Source organism: Dyella kyungheensis (assembly GCF_049913195.1).
GTDB lineage: Bacteria > Pseudomonadota > Gammaproteobacteria > Xanthomonadales > Rhodanobacteraceae > Dyella > Dyella kyungheensis.
Genome location: NZ_CP183983.1, coordinates 1,536,233 through 1,553,891, shown reverse-complemented (window position 1 = coordinate 1,553,891; position 17,659 = coordinate 1,536,233). Strand labels below are relative to the sequence as shown.

The 17,659-nt window shown below is 65.6% G+C and carries 12 protein-coding genes and 1 pseudogene; 11 read left to right on the top strand and 2 right to left on the bottom strand.

Annotated elements, in window-relative coordinates:
• Positions 1–154: 154 nt before the first annotated feature.
• From ACN9MB_RS06770 to ACN9MB_RS06755, 4 genes are all read left to right on the top strand, one after another.
• Positions 155–514 carry a YXWGXW repeat-containing protein gene (locus tag ACN9MB_RS06770; protein WP_426271207.1) on the top strand — a complete coding sequence of 120 codons (360 nt, stop codon included), beginning with the start codon at positions 155–157 and terminating at the stop codon, positions 512–514.
• A 255-nt stretch (positions 515–769) separates the two neighbouring features.
• Positions 770–1,873 carry a Glu/Leu/Phe/Val dehydrogenase dimerization domain-containing protein gene (locus ACN9MB_RS06765; protein ID WP_204635295.1) on the top strand — a complete coding sequence of 368 codons (1,104 nt, stop codon included), beginning with the start codon at positions 770–772 and terminating at the stop codon, positions 1,871–1,873.
• 170 nt (positions 1,874–2,043) lie between these two features.
• Complete coding sequence (yccS, locus tag ACN9MB_RS06760) at positions 2,044–4,191, top strand: YccS family putative transporter (RefSeq protein ID WP_426271206.1); 2,148 nt, start codon at positions 2,044–2,046, stop codon at positions 4,189–4,191.
• 87 nt (positions 4,192–4,278) lie between these two features.
• Entirely contained in the window at positions 4,279–5,436 is a 1,158-nt protein-coding gene (locus tag ACN9MB_RS06755; protein WP_204635293.1) for an isovaleryl-CoA dehydrogenase, read from the top strand.
• Between the two features lie 294 nt (positions 5,437–5,730).
• On the opposite strand, the gene ACN9MB_RS06750 is transcribed toward ACN9MB_RS06755, so the two are convergent.
• On the bottom strand, positions 5,731–8,541 hold the full coding sequence (locus tag ACN9MB_RS06750) for an autotransporter domain-containing protein (protein ID WP_426271205.1): 2,811 nt from the start codon (positions 8,539–8,541) through the stop codon (positions 5,731–5,733).
• A gap of 228 nt (positions 8,542–8,769) precedes the next feature.
• Between ACN9MB_RS06750 and ACN9MB_RS06745 the strand changes: the two genes are divergently transcribed.
• From ACN9MB_RS06745 to ACN9MB_RS06735, 3 genes and pseudogenes are all read left to right on the top strand, one after another.
• Entirely contained in the window at positions 8,770–9,954 is a 1,185-nt protein-coding gene (locus tag ACN9MB_RS06745; protein WP_204635291.1) for an acetyl-CoA C-acyltransferase, read from the top strand.
• Positions 9,955–10,153: 199 nt separating this feature from the next.
• Positions 10,154–10,417 (top strand): annotated as a pseudogene (locus tag ACN9MB_RS06740) (hypothetical protein); the annotation flags it as partial.
• A 294-nt stretch (positions 10,418–10,711) separates the two neighbouring features.
• The gene (locus ACN9MB_RS06735; protein ID WP_426271204.1) at positions 10,712–12,319 is read left to right on the top strand and encodes a carboxyl transferase domain-containing protein; all 1,608 of its coding nucleotides are present in this window, start codon (positions 10,712–10,714) and stop codon (positions 12,317–12,319) included.
• A 57-nt stretch (positions 12,320–12,376) separates the two neighbouring features.
• Here ACN9MB_RS06735 and ACN9MB_RS06730 read toward each other — a convergent pair whose 3' ends face one another.
• Complete coding sequence (locus ACN9MB_RS06730) at positions 12,377–12,562, bottom strand: hypothetical protein (RefSeq protein WP_426271203.1); 186 nt, start codon at positions 12,560–12,562, stop codon at positions 12,377–12,379.
• 126 nt (positions 12,563–12,688) lie between these two features.
• On the opposite strand from ACN9MB_RS06730, the gene ACN9MB_RS06725 reads away from it, so the two are divergent.
• From ACN9MB_RS06725 to ACN9MB_RS06710, 4 genes are read left to right on the top strand one after another with little or no spacing between them, the layout of a single operon-like run.
• Positions 12,689–14,380 (top strand): molecular chaperone HscC, encoded by a 1,692-nt coding sequence (locus tag ACN9MB_RS06725; RefSeq protein ID WP_426271202.1) that lies wholly within the window; start codon positions 12,689–12,691, stop codon positions 14,378–14,380.
• A complete protein-coding gene (locus ACN9MB_RS06720) occupies positions 14,377–16,167 on the top strand; it encodes a hypothetical protein (RefSeq protein ID WP_426271201.1) in 1,791 nt (596 codons plus the stop codon). The genes ACN9MB_RS06725 and ACN9MB_RS06720 overlap by 4 nt, the downstream gene beginning before the upstream one ends.
• A gap of 56 nt (positions 16,168–16,223) precedes the next feature.
• Positions 16,224–16,580, top strand: coding sequence for an ArsR/SmtB family transcription factor (locus tag ACN9MB_RS06715; RefSeq protein WP_426271200.1), 357 nt, complete (start codon positions 16,224–16,226; stop codon positions 16,578–16,580).
• Complete coding sequence (locus tag ACN9MB_RS06710; protein ID WP_426271199.1) at positions 16,577–17,530, top strand: SRPBCC domain-containing protein; 954 nt, start codon at positions 16,577–16,579, stop codon at positions 17,528–17,530. The genes ACN9MB_RS06715 and ACN9MB_RS06710 overlap by 4 nt, the downstream gene beginning before the upstream one ends.
• Positions 17,531–17,659: the final 129 nt, after the last annotated feature.

The following is a 17,659-nucleotide window of genomic DNA, read 5'->3' as shown; positions in this document are numbered from 1 at the left end:
TTCGGCGGGCGGCGCCATGCCGCCCACCTTTCCTGCTCGCAAGTATTTGCTGCCAAAGAAAAATACTGCGAACCGCAGGAAAGGTAACGCACAGCGATGCGCGGCATTGTCCCGCGCCGCACCTTCCTTTCATTCCATAGAGGCCACTTCATCCATGTCGATGTCCAGCTCGATTCGTCTCGCCGCGCTCGCCGCCGTCACCTTGCTTGCCGCCGGCTGCGTGGTGGAGCAGCCCGCTCCCCGCCGCCGCCCCGTGGTGGTGGAACAGCCGGCGCCCGGCTACGTCGAAGTGATTGCCCCGCAGGCGCCGCCGACCGTGCTGGTGGAGGAAGAACCCGCGCCCCGCCCGGGCTATATCTGGGCCCGCGGCTACTGGCACTGGAACGGCCGCAAGTACGTCGCCATGCACGGCCATTGGGAGCCGGCACGTCCGGGCTACCACTATGTGCACCCGCACTACGTGCAACGCGGTGACGGCTGGCACCTGAGTGTCGGCGTGTGGGCGCAGGGCTGAGCCGCAACTACCGTGGCGACGCCGTTTCGCCGGCGTCGCCAGCGGGCTCGCAAGGCCGTACGGCCACGCTTTGATGCGCCGCGGCACCAGTGTTCCCCCGCCGCGTATTAGAATTGGGAACTCGATTCATCGCCCCAGCCCTGCTGGGGCGTTTGAGTTTCAGGCGTTTTCAGCCTTGGCGGGGCCGCGCTGGACCGTTCCCGCCTCCATTCCGGCGTGCCGTCCCCGGGCACACAACTTGGAGTTTCCGTTCCAATGATTTTTGAAACCATCGCCAAAACGGGTCACGAAGAAGTCGTCTTCTGCCACAACAAGGACGCTGGCCTGAAGGCCATCATCGCGATCCACAACACGGTGCTGGGCCCTGCGCTCGGCGGCTTGCGCATGTGGCCGTACAAGACCGAGCAGGACGCGGTGAACGACGTGCTGCGCCTGTCGCGCGGCATGACCTACAAGAACGCCGTGGCCGGCCTGAACCTGGGTGGTGGCAAGGCGGTGATCATCGGCGATCCGAGCAAGGACAAGTCCGAGGCGCTGTTCCGCGCGTTCGGCCTGTTCGTCAACTCGCTCCATGGCCGCTACATCACGGCCGAAGACGTCGGCATCGACGTCAACGACATGGAATACGTGTTCCGTGAAACCGAATACGTGACCGGCGTGCACCAGGTGCACGGCGGCTCGGGCGACCCGTCGCCGTTCACCGCGTTCGGCACGCTGCAGGGCCTGATGGCCGCGCTGCAGGTCAGGCACGGCAACGAAGACGTGGGCAAGTACAGCTACGCCGTGCAGGGCTGCGGCCACGTGGGCAGCGAGTTCATCAAGCTGCTGCGCGAACAGGGCGCCAAGGTGTTCGTCACCGACATCAACAAGGATGCCGTGCAGCGCTGCGTGGACGAGCTGGGCTGCGAAGCCGTGGGCCTGGACGAGATCTACGACGTCGACGCCGACGTGTACTCGCCCTGCGCGCTGGGCGGCACGCTCAACGAGCAGACGATCGACCGCATCAAGGCCAAGATCATCTGCGGCGCGGCCAACAACCAGCTAGCCACCGACGCGATCGGCGACGAACTGCAGCGTCGCGGCGTGCTGTACGCGCCCGACTATGCCGTCAATGCCGGCGGCGTGATGAACGTCTCGTTGGAAATCGACGGTTACAACCGCGAGCGTGCGATGCGCATGATGCGCACCATCTACTACAACCTGGGCCGCATCTTCGAAATCTCCAAGACCGAAGGCGTGCCGACCTACAAGGCGGCCGACCGTCTGGCCGAAGAGCGCATCGAAGCGATCGGCAAGATCAAGCTGCCGAGCATGGGCCACCACGGCCCGCGCTTCGCCGGTCGCATGCGCGGTCAGTAAGCAAAGCTTGTACGCATGACGAAAACGCCGGCCTCGTGCCGGCGTTTTTTTGTTGCCCCACAGGCATCCGTCCCCTTGTGGGAGCGCACTTATGCGCGACGGCTTCGCGAAAACCCGTCGCGCACAAGTGCGCTCCCACAGAATGGCCCGCGGCATCGTATGCTGGGTTCATGCTTGCTCCCCTTGCCTACCGATGGCGCCGCCTGCGTGGCTCCGACCGCTATGCCGAATGCCTGCGGGTGTTGCTCGCCCTGACCGGCGTGGTCGCATGGTGCTTCGCCACCGGCCATATCGATGCCGTGGTCTCGGCCCTGCTGGGCGTGATTGCCTGCGCGCTGGCGGAGACCGAAGACCATTGGCGCAACCGCCTCGCCACCTTGCTGCTGACGCTCGCCTGTTTCGCCATCTCGGCGTTCTCGGTGCAATGGCTGTTTCCCTATCCCCTGCTGTTCGCCATCGGGCTGCCGCTGTCCACGTTCGCGCTGGTGATGCTCGGCGCGGCCAGCGAGCGCTACGCGACGGTGGCCGGCGCCACGCTGCTGCTCGCGGTCTACAGCATGATCGGCGCGGATCAGGCACACGCCGGCCCATGGTGGTATCAACCCTCGCTGCTGCTGGCCGGCGCCGCCTGGTATGGAGCGCTCTCGCTGCTATGGAGCGTGCTGGCGCCGCAACAAGCCGTGCGCCTGTCGCTGGCACGGCTGTTCGATGCGCTGGCCGATTACCTGGAAGGCAAGGCGGCGATGTTCACGCCCGTGCACGGGATGGATCGCGAAGCCATGCAGTGGTCGCTGGCCATGCAGAACGAACGCGTGGTGGAAGCGCTCAACGACACGCGGCTGGTGCTGGTCGACCGCATCGGCGCCCGCCGCCCGCGCGGAGCCACCGCTACGCGACTGCAGCTGTACCTCATCGCGCAGGACATCCACGAACGCATCAGTTCGGCGCACTACCCGTACGATGCACTGGCCGACGCCCTGTTCCACAGCGACGTGCTGTTCCGCTGCGAACATGTCCTGCGCATGGAAGCGCGCAGCTGCCGCCAGCGTGCCGATGCGCTGCGCATGCGCAGCACGCCGTCGCCGAATGCCGCCAGCGAGGCGAGCGTGGCCGACCTCCTTAACGCCGTCGACGCCTTGCGTGCGCAGCCCCATCCGCCAGCCGTCGAACTGCTGCGTGCGGTCGATGCCTTGGTGCGGAACATCGCGGCGATCCAGCAGCAACTGGCGGGCCAGATACCGCACGAATGGCGCGGCGGCGCCCAAGCCGAGCTGCAGGACCCCGGCCCGCAGTCGCTGGCCGACGGCTGGGATCGCATCCGCCTCCAGCTGACGCCGCGTTCGTTCCGCTTTCGCCATGCGTTGCGCCTGTCGTGTGCGCTGCTGATGGGCTATGCGGTGGTGCACGCGATGCATCCGGGCCATGGCTACTGGATCCTGCTGACCACGCTGCTGGTCTGCCAGCCGAGTTATGGCGCCACGCGCCTGCGCCTGCTGCAACGCGTGGCCGGCACGGTGGCCGGACTCGTGCTCGGCTGGGCCACGCTCAAGCTGCTGCCGTTCGGTCCGTGGCAGATGCCGCTGATGATCTGCGCGGGCGTGGTGTTCTTCGCTGCACGGCACCGGCGCTACAGCATCGCCACCGCGGCCATCACGCTGTTCGTGGTGCTGTGTTTCAACCAGGTGAGCAACGGTTACGCCGTGATGTTGCCGCGTCTGCTCGACACCTTGATCGGTGCCGCCATTGCCGCGCTGGCCATGCGCTTCGTGCTGCCCGACTGGCAGGGTCGTCGCTTCGACGACGTGCTGGCCGACACCGTGCGCAGCGACGCGCGTTACCTGGAACGCATCATCGTCCAGTACGCCAGCGGCCGCCGCGACGACCTGGACTATCGCATTGCCCGTCGCAACGCACACAACGCCAACGCGGCACTGAGTGCGGTACTCGCCAATATGCTGCGCGAGCCCGGGCAACATCGGCGCGGCAGCGAAACGCTGTTGCGCTTTCTTTCGGCCGCCCACGCGTTGTTGGGGCAACTCTCTGCGCTCGGCGCAAACCGCAAAGCCATCGACTCGCCACCGGCGCGCGATGCCGTGACGCATGCAGGCGCCACGGCGATCGAGGCACTGGCGCAACTGGGCGATGCGCTTGCCCATGGCCTCACCGCACAGGTCAGCGCCGAAGACACCGCGCTGCTTGAACCCTTCACCGCCGGCGCCGATGACGAGACCGCCCGACTGGTGCTGGGCCAGCTTTCACAGATCCTTGCCCAACGCCACCGTCTGGCCGAGCTGGCGAACTCCTTGAGCGCGTCGTGATCGTTCCAGGCCTTGTGCGTCGCGCAACGGCTTGTTAAGGCCCGCGCAGTACCATAGAGGCCTTCTGTGATGGTGGAGTTTCAAGGCATGCGTCCGTTCCCACTGGGTGAAGAGATCGATCTGTTGCGCGACAGCGTGCACGCGTTCGCCGAAAAAGAGATCGCTCCTCGCGCTGACCACATCGACCGCGAAAACCTTTTTCCGGCCGACCTGTGGCGCAAGTTCGGCGAGATGGGCCTGCTCGGCATCACCATCCCCGAGGAATACGGCGGCAGCAGCCTGGGCTTCCTCGCGCACCTGGTGGCGATGGAGGAGATTTCGCGCGCCTCCGGTTCGGTCGGCCTTTCCTATGGCGCGCATTCCAACCTGTGCGTGCAGAACATCTTCCACAACGGCAACGAAGCGCAGCGCCGCAAGTACATTCCCAAGCTGTGTTCGGGCGAATACGTCGGCGCGCTGGCGATGAGCGAGCCGGGTGCCGGTTCGGACGTGGTCGGCTCGATGACCTGCAAGGCGGAGAAGAAAGGCGACGTATGGGTCGCCAACGGCTCCAAGATGTGGATCACCAACGGCCCGGATGCCGACGTACTGCTGGTCTACATGCGCACCGCGCCACGTCCCGCAGGCAGCCGCTGCATGACCGCCTTCATCGTCGAAAAAGGCATGAAGGGTTTCAGCACGGCGCAGAAGCTGGACAAGCTCGGCATGCGCGGCTCCAACACCTGCGAACTGGTGTTCGAGGATTGCGAGATCCCCGAGGAGAACATCGTCGGCGAGGTCAACGAAGGCGTGCGCGTGCTGATGAGCGGCCTCGACACCGAACGCCTGGTGCTGTCGGGCGGCCCCATCGGTCTGATGCAGGCCGCGCTGGACATCTCGCTGCCCTATGTGCGCGAACGCAAGCAGTTCAACGCCCCCATCGGCACGTTCGGCGTGATGCAGGCGAAGATCGCCGACATGTACACCGCGCTGCAGAGCTCGCGCGGCTTCGCTTATATGGTCGCGCAGCAGTTCGACAACAACGTGAAGTCCCGCATCGACCCTGCCGCGTGCCTGCTCAATGCTTCGCAGAACGCGGTGAAGGTCGCGCTGGAAGCGATTCAGACGCTGGGCGGCAACGGCTATATCAATGAGTTTCCCGCGGGCCGTCTGTTGCGCGATGCGAAGCTGTACGAGATCGGCGCCGGCACGAACGAAATCCGGCGCATGCTGATCGGGCGTGAGTTGTTTCACGGCAAGGCGTGATGGCTCGCGCCTTCCAAGAAGCGACCACGCACTTCTAACCCGTTCGCAAGATCGGCCCCTCACCCCAACCATCTCCCCGGCGGGGAGAGGGAGAAGTGGCGTGCATGGGAGCAGACGGGCTCCTGTGGGAGCGCACTTGTGCGCGACAAGCCGACGGAGCGATACATCCCAGCTCCGCAGTCGCGCACAAGTGCGCTCCCACAGAAAAGCGCGTGCCGGGTAACGAGCCAGGACCTCCCATGCGAAGCGAGCCTCCGCTTTAAGCGCCGGGATGACGAGCTAGCAAAGGCACACTCAGAACGACAGCCGATAGGCCAACGTATCCATCTGCCCGTGCTCCCGCTCAGCCACGTACTGATCCATCCCAAACGACAGACTCGACCGCCGCGAAATCGTCCAGTCCAGGCTCACGCCCGCCTCGCCGCCATAGCGCGACAAGCCGATGCCGCCCACCGGCGCCCACTGGTTGAGTACCGCGAAGCTGGCATCCAGCACATCGCCGCGCATGCTGAAGGCGCGTTGCCATAGCAGATGCGCCTGCAAGCTCAGGCGGCTGCCTCCCGAGAACGACCAGTCGCGTCCCGCACGCAAGCCAGCGCCGCCCTGCCAGCGCTCGATGTTCTGCCCGTCGGCCTTCAATCCAAAACCGGCGCCACCCAGTTCATCGAATCCATCGGTACGGATGTTCGCGTACTGCAGGTTCAGATAAGGCGTGACGTTCACGCCACCGAACTCCATGCGGTAACCGCTTTCGCCATAGGCGATGTTGTAGCTGCCGTTGGTATCGCTGGCCACGCTTTCCATATCGCTGCCCAGTTCCAGGTGGCGGCGCATGTCCTCGCGGTACGAGCCCACGCCCAGGCGGCCCATCGCATACCACTGATTCTGCACAAAGCCGCCGTAGAGCATGCCTTCCACCGAGCGGCTGTGCCCTTGGTCGGCGAATTCGTCGAGGCGTCCCAGGTCCTGGCTCTGGCTGACCGCGAAACCAAGCACGCCGTTGCTGCCCAGGCGGCGATCCTGGCCCACCATCCAGCCGTTGAGGTCGTAGCCCACGCTGTCGTAGCCGCTACGGTTCATGCTGCCGTAGCTGCCGAGCGTCTGCGTCCACCCGCCGGTGCTGTAGACGTCGCCCAGTTGGTCGAAGCGCTTGGACAGCGCACGCGTGCCGGCGTCCATCGCATCGAACGTCATGGCGGCGCTGGCGGCGTGCAGCTGCCCCGACAGCGAACTCAGGGACTGCTGCAACGCGCTCACCGTGGCGGTCTGCTGCAGGCTCGCCGCGCCGTTGATGAACGAGGTAGGCAACGGGCCGCCTGTCACCGTCGTGCCGGAACCGACCTGCGTGTTGATCTGGTTGAACGCACCATCGATGCGCTGGGCCGCGCCGAACGATGCCGGCGTGTAGGTCATGCCGGTCACGGCCGTGGCCTGCACCTGGCTCACGTTCAACCAGGCCTCGGTACTGCTGTAACCGAACGTCGCGCTCAGCAGCACACCGGTGGCCGGGTTGAGCGAGGAGAACGTGCCGGAGAGTCCGGCATTGGCGGTCAGCACATCGGTATGCGCATTGGCCGTATAGCCCTGATTGATGCCGGTGACGTAGAGGTCGCCTCCGTTGAGCGCCGCCGTGCCGGTGACGCGCAATGCCGATCCCAGCGACACGGCGAGTCGACCCGCACCTTGCTGCGTGTAATTGCCGCCGATGGTGACATCGGAACTGCCCACCGCCAGCACGCCGGCGTTGGTCACCGAGCCGCCGATCGCGGGCGTACCACTCAACACGCCCTGCGCGCCGATGCTCACGCTCGATGCCAGCGACTTGGCCACCAGCATGCCGCCCTGCACCTGGGTCAAGCCGGTGAAGCTCGACGGCTGGGTCAGCGTCAACGTGCCGGTGCCCTGCTTGATCAGGCCGCCGGCGCCGGAAATGGGGTTGTTCCAGCTGGAGCTGCCGCTGAAGCTGACCGTGACGTCGCCCCAGTTGAATTGCTGCGGTCCGTTGACCGCCTTGCCGACATCCAGTTCGCCGTAACCGAAGGTGGGATTGGGCTGCGAACCGCCCAGCGGGTCGGCCGTACCCAGCAAGGTCTGGCGCACCAGATCGTTGCTGAAATACGGATAGGCCTGCCACACCAGCGCCGCCGCACCGGACACCTGCGGCGCCGAGAGCGAGGTGCCCTCGACGATCCAGTACGTTTCGTTGGCCGTGCTGGTATCGCCCTTGCCGCTCACGATCACGTCGCCGGGCGCCGCCAGGCAGTAATTCATGGCGATGCCGCACTGGTTGGAATAACTCTCCAACTGGGTGGGGTTGTTGCTGTTGGTGGCCACCACGGTCAGCCAGCCCTTCTGCAGATCGGGCGCAAGACTGGGCAGTGCGGCGATGGTGCTGGGATTGGCCTGCGAATCGTTGCCCGCGGCAAACACCACCAGCCCGCCCCAGCCGTTGATGAAGGGGCTATAGGCGTCGTGGAAACCCTTGGTGGTGGCGGTATCGCTGCTGTTCCAGCTGATGCCGCCCCAGGAGTTGTTCATCACCTTGACGTTGTTGCCGATGAGATCCGCGTTGACCTGTCCCAGCGGCACCGCATCGGACGCGGTCACCGGGGACGGCGGCGCGGAGCCGTTGTCGTCGGGCGCGCTGTCGCTGATGATGCGCGCCGACACGATATTGGCGCCGGTGGCGATGCCGCCCGCGAACTTCCCGAACGGCTTGCCTGCGGCGATTTCCGCCACGTAGGTGCCGTGGCCGTTGACGTCGTCGACATTGAGATTGTTGGTGGACGGATTGACGTAGGTCAGTTCCTTCACCACCCGGCCCGTGAGCGCCGGATGAGTGGAAGTGACGCCGGTATCGACGATGCCGATGGTGACGCCCGCACCGGTGTAGCCGGCGGTGTGCGCGGCATAGGTGTTGGTGAGATTGAGCTGGGCATCGATGGGCGGCTGCGGCACCGTGGACGACGAGGGCGGTGGCGGCGTCGATGGCGGCGGAGGTTGCGTCGGCCGGGTGTTGCCACCGCCACCGCCGCCACCGCATGCGCTCAGACCCAAAGCCAGCCACACCAGCACGGCTCCGCGCCGATGCTGCAAAGGTTGCATCCCCATACTCATAAGCCCCCGCCCTCGCTCACGATCGTCCCTAAGTTGTGATGCGCGCCCCTGGAAGTTCTCCCGCGCGCCACCATCTTTGCACAACGAAATCGCAACTAATTGCCGCCAAAGCCCCGTAAGCATCGTAATTCCGCCCGGTTTGCCCCGGCCGATGGGGGGCTGCGATAATTGAAAAGCTAACCCGGGCCTCGCCCATAAGTATTTGCGGAGATCTCCATGTCGGACGTCAGCGTTGTCATCGTCGGTGCCAAGCGCACTGCCATCGGCTCCTTCCTCGGCCAGTTCACCGGCGTTCCCACCCCCACGCTGGGTGCCACCGCCATTCGTGCCGCGCTGGAGCAGTCCGGACTGGCTGCCACCGATGTGAGCGAAGTGATCATGGGCTGCGTGCTGCCGGCCAACCTCGGCCAGGCGCCCGCCCGCCAGGCATCGCTGGCCGCCGGCTTGCCGGTGGCCGCGGGCTGCACCACGGTCAACAAGGTCTGCGGTTCGGGCATGAAGGCCATCATGCTGGGCCATGACCTGATCAAGGCCGGCTCGGCCTCGGTGATCGTCGCCGGCGGCATGGAATCGATGACCAACGCCCCGCACATGGTCAATGCACGTTCGGGCATCCGCTATGGCGACGGCACGCTGGTCGACCACATGGCGTGGGACGGCCTGACCAACCCGTACGATGGCAAGGCCATGGGCGTGTTCGGCGAACTGTGCGCGGACAAGTACCACTTCACCCGCGAGGCGCAGGACACCTATTCGAAGGAATCGGTCGATCGCGCCAAGGCTGCGCAGGCGAACGGCGCGTTTGCCGGCGAAATCGTGCCGGTCACCGTATCCAGCCGCAAGGGTGATGTCACGGTCGACACCGACGAGCAGCCGGGTCGTTCCGATACCAGCAAGATCGCGTCGCTGAAGCCCGCCTTCCGCAAGGAAAACGGCACCATCACGGCGGCCAGCTCCTCCAGCATTTCCGATGGCGCCGCTGCACTGGTGCTGCTGTCGGCCGACGATGCCAAGACGCGCGGCCTCAAGCCGCTGGCCCGCATCGTGGCGCACGCCACCCATTCGCAGGAGCCGGAGTGGTTCACCACGGCACCGGTGGGCGCGTTGCACAAGGTGCTCGAGAAGGCCGGTTGGAAGGTGAGCGACGTCGACCTGTTCGAGGTCAATGAAGCCTTCGCCGTGGTTCCCATGGCGGCCATGCACGAACTCGGCATCACGCGCGACAAGATCAACGTCAATGGCGGCGCCTGCGCGTTGGGCCATCCGATCGGCGCCAGCGGTGCGCGCGTGGTGGTGACGCTGATCAATGCGCTGAAGACTCGCGGTCTCAAGCGCGGCGTGGCCTCGCTGTGCATCGGCGGTGGCGAAGCGACGGCCTTGGCGGTCGAGCTGATCGACTGAGGCCTTCGGCGGCGGCCGGGGACGTTCTGGACGCATGCCGCCCTGGCGGCATGGATCAGAACATTCCCTAGCTCAAGACCGCCGATGAAAGCGGGGTTAACCGATTTTTGGCTGTTTAAGACAAAGATGTGGCGCATTTCCCGCGAAAGCGCTATTAATACGCCCGCCAAACGGCATTCCACGGCAAAGGAGATTCACCATGAAGTTCACGCGTACCCTTCTCGCCTCTGCGCTCGTCGCGCTGCTGGCGGCTTGCAGCAACGGCGCGCAGGATTCCGCGCAGGACGCTCAGAAGTCGGCTGACCAGGCTCAGCAGGCTGCTGACCAGGCTCAGAAGGCTGCTGCTGCTCCGGCAGACCAGGCTCCGGCCGCTGCTCCGGCTTCGACCGCTGCTGCTCCGGCCGAACAGCCGGCGCCGACCCCGGCTTCGACCGCTGCTGCTCCGGCTGCTGCTTCGACCGCTGGTCACTAAGTACACTCGTGTACTTCTGGAAACCGGCCGCCTCTGGCGGCCGGTTTTTTTGTGCCTGTGAAAAGCCGCGGCCACCTCTGGCGGCCGGTTTTTTTGTGCCTGTGAAAAGCCGCGGCCGCCTCTGGCGGCCGGTTTTCTTGTGCCTGTGAAAAGCCGCGGCCACCTCTGGCGGCCGGTTTTTTTTGTGCCTGCGATTTGACAGGCCTCGCCATGCTGCGACGCCGATTTAGCCATCGGCCCCAGGCCGCTATCATCGACACTCCCCACCAACGGCAGCCTTAGCCCATGAGTGTCATCGCGTCGCAGATCGATCCCCGCGCTCCGGACTTCCAGGCCAGCAGCGCGCAACTGAAGGGACTGGTGGAGGATCTGCAGCGCGAACTGGCCCGCGGTGCCGAAGGCGGTGGCGAGAAGGCCCGCGAGAAGCACACCGCCCGCGGCAAGCTGCTACCGCGCGAACGCATCCGCGCCCTGCTCGACCCCGGTTCGCCGTTCCTCGAGCTGTCGCCGCTGGCCGCGCACGGTATGTACGACGATGCGGCGCCCGCCGCCGGCATCATCACCGGCATCGGCCGGGTCAACGGCATCGAGGTGGTGGTGGTCGCCAACGATGCCACCGTCAAGGGCGGCACCTATTTCCCGATGACGGTGAAGAAGCATCTGCGCGCGCAGGAAGTGGCACTGGAAAATCGCCTGCCCTGCGTCTACCTGGTCGATTCCGGCGGCGCCTTCCTGCCGCTGCAGGATGAAGTGTTTCCCGACAAGGAGCACTTCGGCCGCATCTTCTACAACCAGGCGCGCATGTCCGGCCTGGGCATTCCGCAGATCGCCGTGGTGATGGGCTCGTGCACCGCGGGCGGCGCCTACGTACCGGCGATGAGCGACGAGACCATCATCGTGCGCGACCAGGGCACCATCTTCCTGGGCGGCCCGCCGTTGGTGAAGGCAGCCACCGGCGAGGTGGTGGATGCCGAGGCGCTGGGCGGCGCGGACGTCCATACGTCCGTGTCGGGTGTGGCGGACCACTATGCCGAGAACGACACGCACGCGCTGTCCATCGCGCGCGACATCGTGGCCAGCCTCAACCGCAAGAAGGACATGCCGCTGGCGCTGCGCGCCCCGTCCGAACCGCTGTATGCAGCCGACGAACTCTACGGGGTGATTCCGCAGGACCATCGCCGCCCGTTCGACATCCGCGAAGTGATCGCACGCATCGTCGACGGCTCGGAGTTCCACGAATTCAAGGCGCGCTACGGCAAGACGCTGGTCTGCGGCTTCGCGCATATCCACGGCTATCCCGTGGGCATCATCGCCAACAACGGCATCCTGTTTTCCGAGTCCGCGCTCAAGGGCGCGCACTTCATCGAGCTGTGCAACCAGCGCAACGTGCCGCTGGTGTTCCTGCAGAACATCACCGGCTTCATGGTGGGCAAGAAGTACGAGAACGCCGGCATCGCCAAGGACGGTGCGAAGATGGTCACCGCCGTGGCCTGTTCGCACGTGCCCAAGTTCACCGTGGTGATCGGCGGCAGCTTCGGCGCCGGCAACTATGCGATGTGCGGCCGCGCGTACGGCGCACGCTTCCTGTGGATGTGGCCGAATGCCCGCATCAGCGTGATGGGCGGCGAGCAGGCCGCCTCGGTGCTGGCCACCGTTCGTCGCGACGGCATCGAGGCCGGCGGCAAGACGTGGAGCGCGGAAGAGGAAGAGGCGTTCAAGGCGCCCATCCGCGACCAGTACGAACGCCAGGGTCACCCCTACTACGCCAGCGCTCGCCTGTGGGACGACGGCATCATCGATCCGGCCGATACGCGCCGGGTGCTGGGGTTGGCGATCTCCGCCTCGCTCAACGCGCCGATCGAACCGCAGCGCTACGGCGTGTTCCGCATGTAAGCGTCACCGTTCGCCTGGCCATCGGGACAGGCGAAACGAGGGCAAGCCTGGAAGGATTCAGCGCGGAACGCGCAACGAGGACTCGCGCAAGGCGGTCTCGTGATCCACTTCGTCGTGTCCGGCGATATCCAGCGTATCGACCACGTTATGGCCAACGGGATGGTGGACATGCGTGGGCGAGATGGTGACGTCGGAGAGGTCGCCGTCGGGCACGGCCGTCTCGGCATTGGGCGTGTGCTGCATGGGTGGCTCCTGGGCAATGGGCGGATTCTAGCCGCGAATCGTCTCAGCCGCGCTGGCGCAAGCATAGGGCGGGCGCGCCGGTTCCGCGTGTACACTCCGGCAAGATTTTCAGGGGGTTTGGCAGGGATGATCGTCGGCATCGACTTGGGCACCACGCATTCGCTGATTGGCACGTACGGAGAGCAAGGCCCGCACCTGTTTCCCAATGCGCTGGGCGACTACCTGACCCCGTCGGTGGTCAGCGTGGACGACCAGGGCCACGTGATCGTCGGCCGCGCCGCGCGCGATCGCATGGTCAGCCATCCGGACAGCAGCGTCGCCACTTTCAAGCGCTGGATGGGCACGCCGCGCGAAACGCGTCTGGGCACCCACACGTTCCGGCCCGAGGAACTCTCGGCGCTGATCCTGCGCTCGCTGATTGCCGACGCCGAAGCGGCCACCGGCGAGAAAGTGACCGAAGCCGTGATCAGCGTGCCGGCCTATTTCTCCGATGCGCAGCGCAAGGCCACCCGCGCGGCCGGCGAACTGGCCGGCATCCGCGTCGAACGCCTGATCAACGAACCCACCGCCGCCGCCCTCGCCTACGGCCTGCAGGAAAACCGCGATGGTTCGCGCTTCCTCGTGTTCGATCTAGGCGGCGGCACGTTCGACGTGTCGGTGCTGGAAATGTTCGACGGTGTGGTGGAAGTGCATGCCAGCGCCGGTGACAATTTTCTGGGCGGCGAGGATTTTCTCGACGTGCTGCAGACCGCCTTCTGCGCCGAACACCAGTTGTCCATGGATGCGCTGACGCCGCAGGAGCGCGAGCAACTGCGCCGCCGCCTGGAACAGGCCAAGCGCGACCTCGGCGCCAATGCGAGCGTGGCGGTGGAGTGGCGCCACGGCGAACGGACGCTCAACTGGCAGATCGACGAGGAGCGCTTTGCGCGCCTGGCCGAACCGCTGGTGCATCGCATCCGCACCCCGCTGGAACGGGCCATGCGCGACGCACGCCTGCAGCCGGCCCAACTGGACGAAATCGTGCTGGTCGGCGGCGCGAGCCGCATGCCGCTGGTACCGCGACTGGTCTCGCGCATGTTCGGGCGTCTGCCGCTGCGGCACGTGAACCCGGACGAAGCGATCGCGCTGGGGGCATGCGTATCGGCGGGCCTGAAGTTGCGGGACAAGCGACTGGAAGAGGTGATTCTCACCGATGTATGTCCCTACACGCTCGGCACGAAAGTGTCGCACCGCGACGAACAGGGACGCGAGCAGGCCGGCTTCTTCGCGCCGATCATCCACCGCAACAGCACGGTGCCGGTAAGCCGCGAGGAAACGTTCCAGCCCTTTCGCGACAATCAGACCAAGCTCACGCTGGAGGTCTACCAGGGTGAACACCCCATGGCGGACCACAACATCAAGCTGGGTGAATTGCAGGTGCCGCTCACCCCGCAACGACGCGCGAACGAGAATGCCGTAAGCCTGCGCTTCACCTACGACGTCAACGGCGTCTTGCAGGTCGAGGCGACGATCCTTGCCACCCAGGAGCGCCACGAGCTGGTCCTGGAACAGAATCCGGGATTGCTCTCGCCGACGGAAATCCGTTCGCGTTTGCAGGCGCTGGCAAGCATCAAGATCCATCCGCGCGAGAAGCAGGAAAACATCGCCATGCTCGCGCGCGCCGAACGACTCTATGAGGAATACATCGCCGCGCGCGCGCAGCTGCAGCAGTGGATCGCCCGGTTCCGCCATGTGCTCGACACACAGGATGAACACCTGATCCGCGAGCATCGCCGCCAATTGAGCGAGGCGCTCGACACGCTGGAAGCGCAGGCGTGACCACGCCGCTGGCATGGTTCGGTCTGCCTGAAGAGGCGGACGAACGTGCGCTGAAACGCGCCTATGCCAAGCGGCTCAAGGACACCCGCCCCGATATCGATCCCGAAGGCTTTCAGCAATTGCGTGAGCGATACGAGGCGGCACTGGCATGCTGCCGGCAGGAGGTTCAACGCACCGCCACTGCCACTGACGGCGTGCAGACGTCGCCTCCCACATTGGCCGACGAAGACCTATCGCTTCCGCCTGCCGCGGCCACCGGCCCCGCATGGCATGTCGTGCAGTTCGACGATGCACGAGCAGAGGCCTTGCAGAAGCCTGCACCATTCGACGCCGAGGGCTTTGCAAGCGCGTGTATCGATCTCGCCATGAAGGCTGATGCGGCCAACCTGTCCCGCTGGCTGCGCGAACAGCCTGAGCTGTGGTCGCTGAGCGTGCAGCAGGAAGCCGGGCAGGCGGTGATTCGCATGTTGTTCCGCGATCAACCGCCGGTCAACGCCGACGGTTTCGATGCGATGCTGCAATTCTTCGGTCTCGACCACGCCTTGTCCGGGCTGGATCCCTTCAAGCTTCAACAGCTGCGCAAGAGTCTCGACGAGTGCCATGCGCTGATAACACGTTTCGAGCCTGCGGTGGCTGCATGGAACACCGACCCCGCGGCGCTGAATGCCGAAACGGTTTTTCGGTGGTTCTGCGCGTTCGCGCGCAACCATGCTTTTGAACCCGCCGCCGCGGCCCTCCACGCGCAACCGTCGCTGCGGACCTGGAGGGCAAGGGAACCACTCGCGCGGGAGCTGCTGGAACTGGTGGTGCGCGAGCGCCCACCGTTGCCTGCGGGCTCTGCCTTGGCGCTGTTTCACTATTTCCGGCTGCCGGAACTGGCTGCAAGCCAGGGGGTTTCCCTGCAAGACCTGCCCGGCCAGCTGGAAATTCGCTGGCTGATGCTCGCCGAGAATGAGCCCAGGCTCGCCGTGCGCGTACGCGACGCCAAGAAGCCCTTCGGCGAAGTGAAGAAAGCCGAGCGCTACCTTCGCTGGGTACGGCGCCCCTTTCACGGCTGGTGGATCGTGCTGGCCTCCCTGGTGCCGGGCCTGCCCACCGCGCTCGGCCTGTTCCTGTGGCGCCTGTCCGAAGGCAACCCGGCCCGACTTCCGCTGACGATCGATCCGAAGCTCGTGCGCTTTTGCATTGCGGCAGCGAGTCGCCACCTGGTATCCGGTCCGCGCGTGCTGATCGGGGCCATCCGCTGCGCGATCCTGTTGCTGCTCGGTGGCGTACTGGACGCACTGTGGTTCGTCGTTCTTCAAGAGCCCTACGGTGAGCCGGGTTCTGCCAGCCTGCTCATCGCTGCAGTGGCGATCACCGCCACTTGGGCCGCTTACCTGGCCTTCCTGGCCCTGTTGTTCTGGCAACGCCAACCCGAGGAGCCGATGCGACCGCGGCCGTGGCTCCGCCTGCTGTTCGTGCCGGCGTTTTGCGGTTTCGGGCTTTTCATAGGGTGGGCCGGTGGCAACCATGTCGTGACGACATGTCTGCTCTTGTCGGCGGCGTCGCTGGCCTATGGCCGTTTTCGCGCGCGCAATCCGTTGCCTCCCAAGCAGGAACGGTCGCGTTGGTCGTCGGTGCCCGATGCGGTGTTCTTGATCGCCCTCTGGATAGCGCTGCATTGGGGACCCTTGATGGCGTTGCCGGCCCTGGCCGCCTGGGCCGCAGACCTGTGGTGCCAGCGCGGGCGACTGCGCTTGCGCCCGCTCGCTCGGGCAACGTTCACCTCCTCCGGGCACAGCTAAGCCATCATTCAACCAAACGGTTGACATTCATCAGCAGCAGATAGATATTCAACCTTATGGTTGAGCATCTGACACCTTCGCTGGACACCGTCTTCCAGGCCCTCACCGACGCCACCCGCCGCGCCATGCTGCGCAGCCTGGCCGACGGCGACCGCAATATCGGCGAGCTGGCCGCACCGTTCGAAATGTCGCTGGCCGCGGCCTCCAAGCACGTGAAAGTGCTGGAACGCGCGGGCCTGGTCCGCCGCCTGGTCAAGGGCCGCACCCATATCTGCCGCCTGGAACCGGCACCGCTCGCCGCCGCCGACGAATGGCTGCGCTTCTACGAGCAGTTCTGGAACCTCAAACTCGATGCGCTGGAGGCCTTGCTCAAGGCCGAGGACGGCGCCCCACCCAAAGGTAAGCCGCGATGAGCACGCTACGTACCCTGCGCATTTCCCGCCATTTCGACGCCAGCCCGGAACGCGTCTTCGACGCCTGGCTCGATCCCGCCACCGCCGGCCGCTGGCTGTATTCCGCGCCCAACGGGGAGATGGTGAAAGTCGACATCGACGCCCGCGTCGGCGGTCGCTTCTGCTTCACCGACCGGCGCGATGGCGAGGACGTCGAGCACGTCGGCGAGTACCTGGAAATCGACCGGCCGCGGCGGCTCGTCTTCACCTTTGCCGTGCCCAGGTATTCCGAGGCCTATACCAAAGTCAGCATCGACATCGTGCCCGTGGGTTACGGGTGCGAGCTGAGCCTGCTGCACGAAGACGTGTTGCCGGAATGGGCCGACGCCACGCAGGAAGGCTGGGGCGACATCCTGGGGAAGCTCGACACACGTCTGCAGCGCGATCCCTCGCGCCAATTGCTCGCCGCGGACACCGCACGTTTCGAACGCCTGCTGCCCGGCCCGATCGAGCGCGTGTGGTCGTATCTCACCGACTCGGACAAGCGCGCGCAATGGCTGGGCGGCGGCGCGATGGAACAACGCGTGGGCAGTGAATTCCAGCTGCGCTTCGATCACGCCCAGCTGTCGCAGACGCCGGTCGCGCCCCCGCCGCGATTCGCCTCGATCACGGCCGGCAAGACCACAAATCACCGCGTCCTCGCCTGCCAGCCGCCGACCCTGCTTGCGATCAGCTGGGGCGACGAGCCGGATCCTTCGGAAGTCAGTTTCGAGCTGGCTCGCTCCGGCGAACAGGTGCGGCTCACGGTGACCCACCGCAAACTCAAGCCCACCGACGTCGCCGGCGTCAGCGGCGGCTGGCACACCCATCTCAACATCCTGGCGGATCGTCTGGACGGCCATTTGCCGCAGCCGTTCTGGCCGGTCTTCAGCCATCTCCTGTCGCGCTACGAACAGCTCTCCCAAGGCTGAAAAGACCAGCGCCTGCATAGGTTGCCGGCACGCATTCCTGCGCTGCGCCAGCCGGCAACCTGCGATTGAACGGCGCCCTGGTTGGGAGTAATTTCGTGCTGCTGCCCACCCCGGCAGACCACGCGAGGT

What these genes read in the sequence shown, in the direction of transcription:
- ACN9MB_RS06725 (WP_426271202.1), top strand. Translation starts at nt 12,689, where the DNA reads ATGATCGTCGGCATCGACTTGGGCACCACGCATTCGCTGATTGGCACG.
- ACN9MB_RS06770 (WP_426271207.1), top strand. Translation starts at nt 155, where the DNA reads ATGTCGATGTCCAGCTCGATTCGTCTCGCCGCGCTCGCCGCCGTCACC.
- ACN9MB_RS06765 (WP_204635295.1), top strand. Translation starts at nt 770, where the DNA reads ATGATTTTTGAAACCATCGCCAAAACGGGTCACGAAGAAGTCGTCTTC.
- yccS (WP_426271206.1), top strand. Translation starts at nt 2,044, where the DNA reads ATGCTTGCTCCCCTTGCCTACCGATGGCGCCGCCTGCGTGGCTCCGAC.
- ACN9MB_RS06715 (WP_426271200.1), top strand. Translation starts at nt 16,224, where the DNA reads ATGGTTGAGCATCTGACACCTTCGCTGGACACCGTCTTCCAGGCCCTC.
- ACN9MB_RS06750 (WP_426271205.1), bottom strand. Translation starts at nt 8,541, where the DNA reads ATGCAACCTTTGCAGCATCGGCGCGGAGCCGTGCTGGTGTGGCTGGCT.
- ACN9MB_RS06755 (WP_204635293.1), top strand. Translation starts at nt 4,279, where the DNA reads ATGCGTCCGTTCCCACTGGGTGAAGAGATCGATCTGTTGCGCGACAGC.
- ACN9MB_RS06735 (WP_426271204.1), top strand. Translation starts at nt 10,712, where the DNA reads ATGAGTGTCATCGCGTCGCAGATCGATCCCCGCGCTCCGGACTTCCAG.
- ACN9MB_RS06730 (WP_426271203.1), bottom strand. Translation starts at nt 12,562, where the DNA reads ATGCAGCACACGCCCAATGCCGAGACGGCCGTGCCCGACGGCGACCTC.
- ACN9MB_RS06745 (WP_204635291.1), top strand. Translation starts at nt 8,770, where the DNA reads ATGTCGGACGTCAGCGTTGTCATCGTCGGTGCCAAGCGCACTGCCATC.
- ACN9MB_RS06710 (WP_426271199.1), top strand. Translation starts at nt 16,577, where the DNA reads ATGAGCACGCTACGTACCCTGCGCATTTCCCGCCATTTCGACGCCAGC.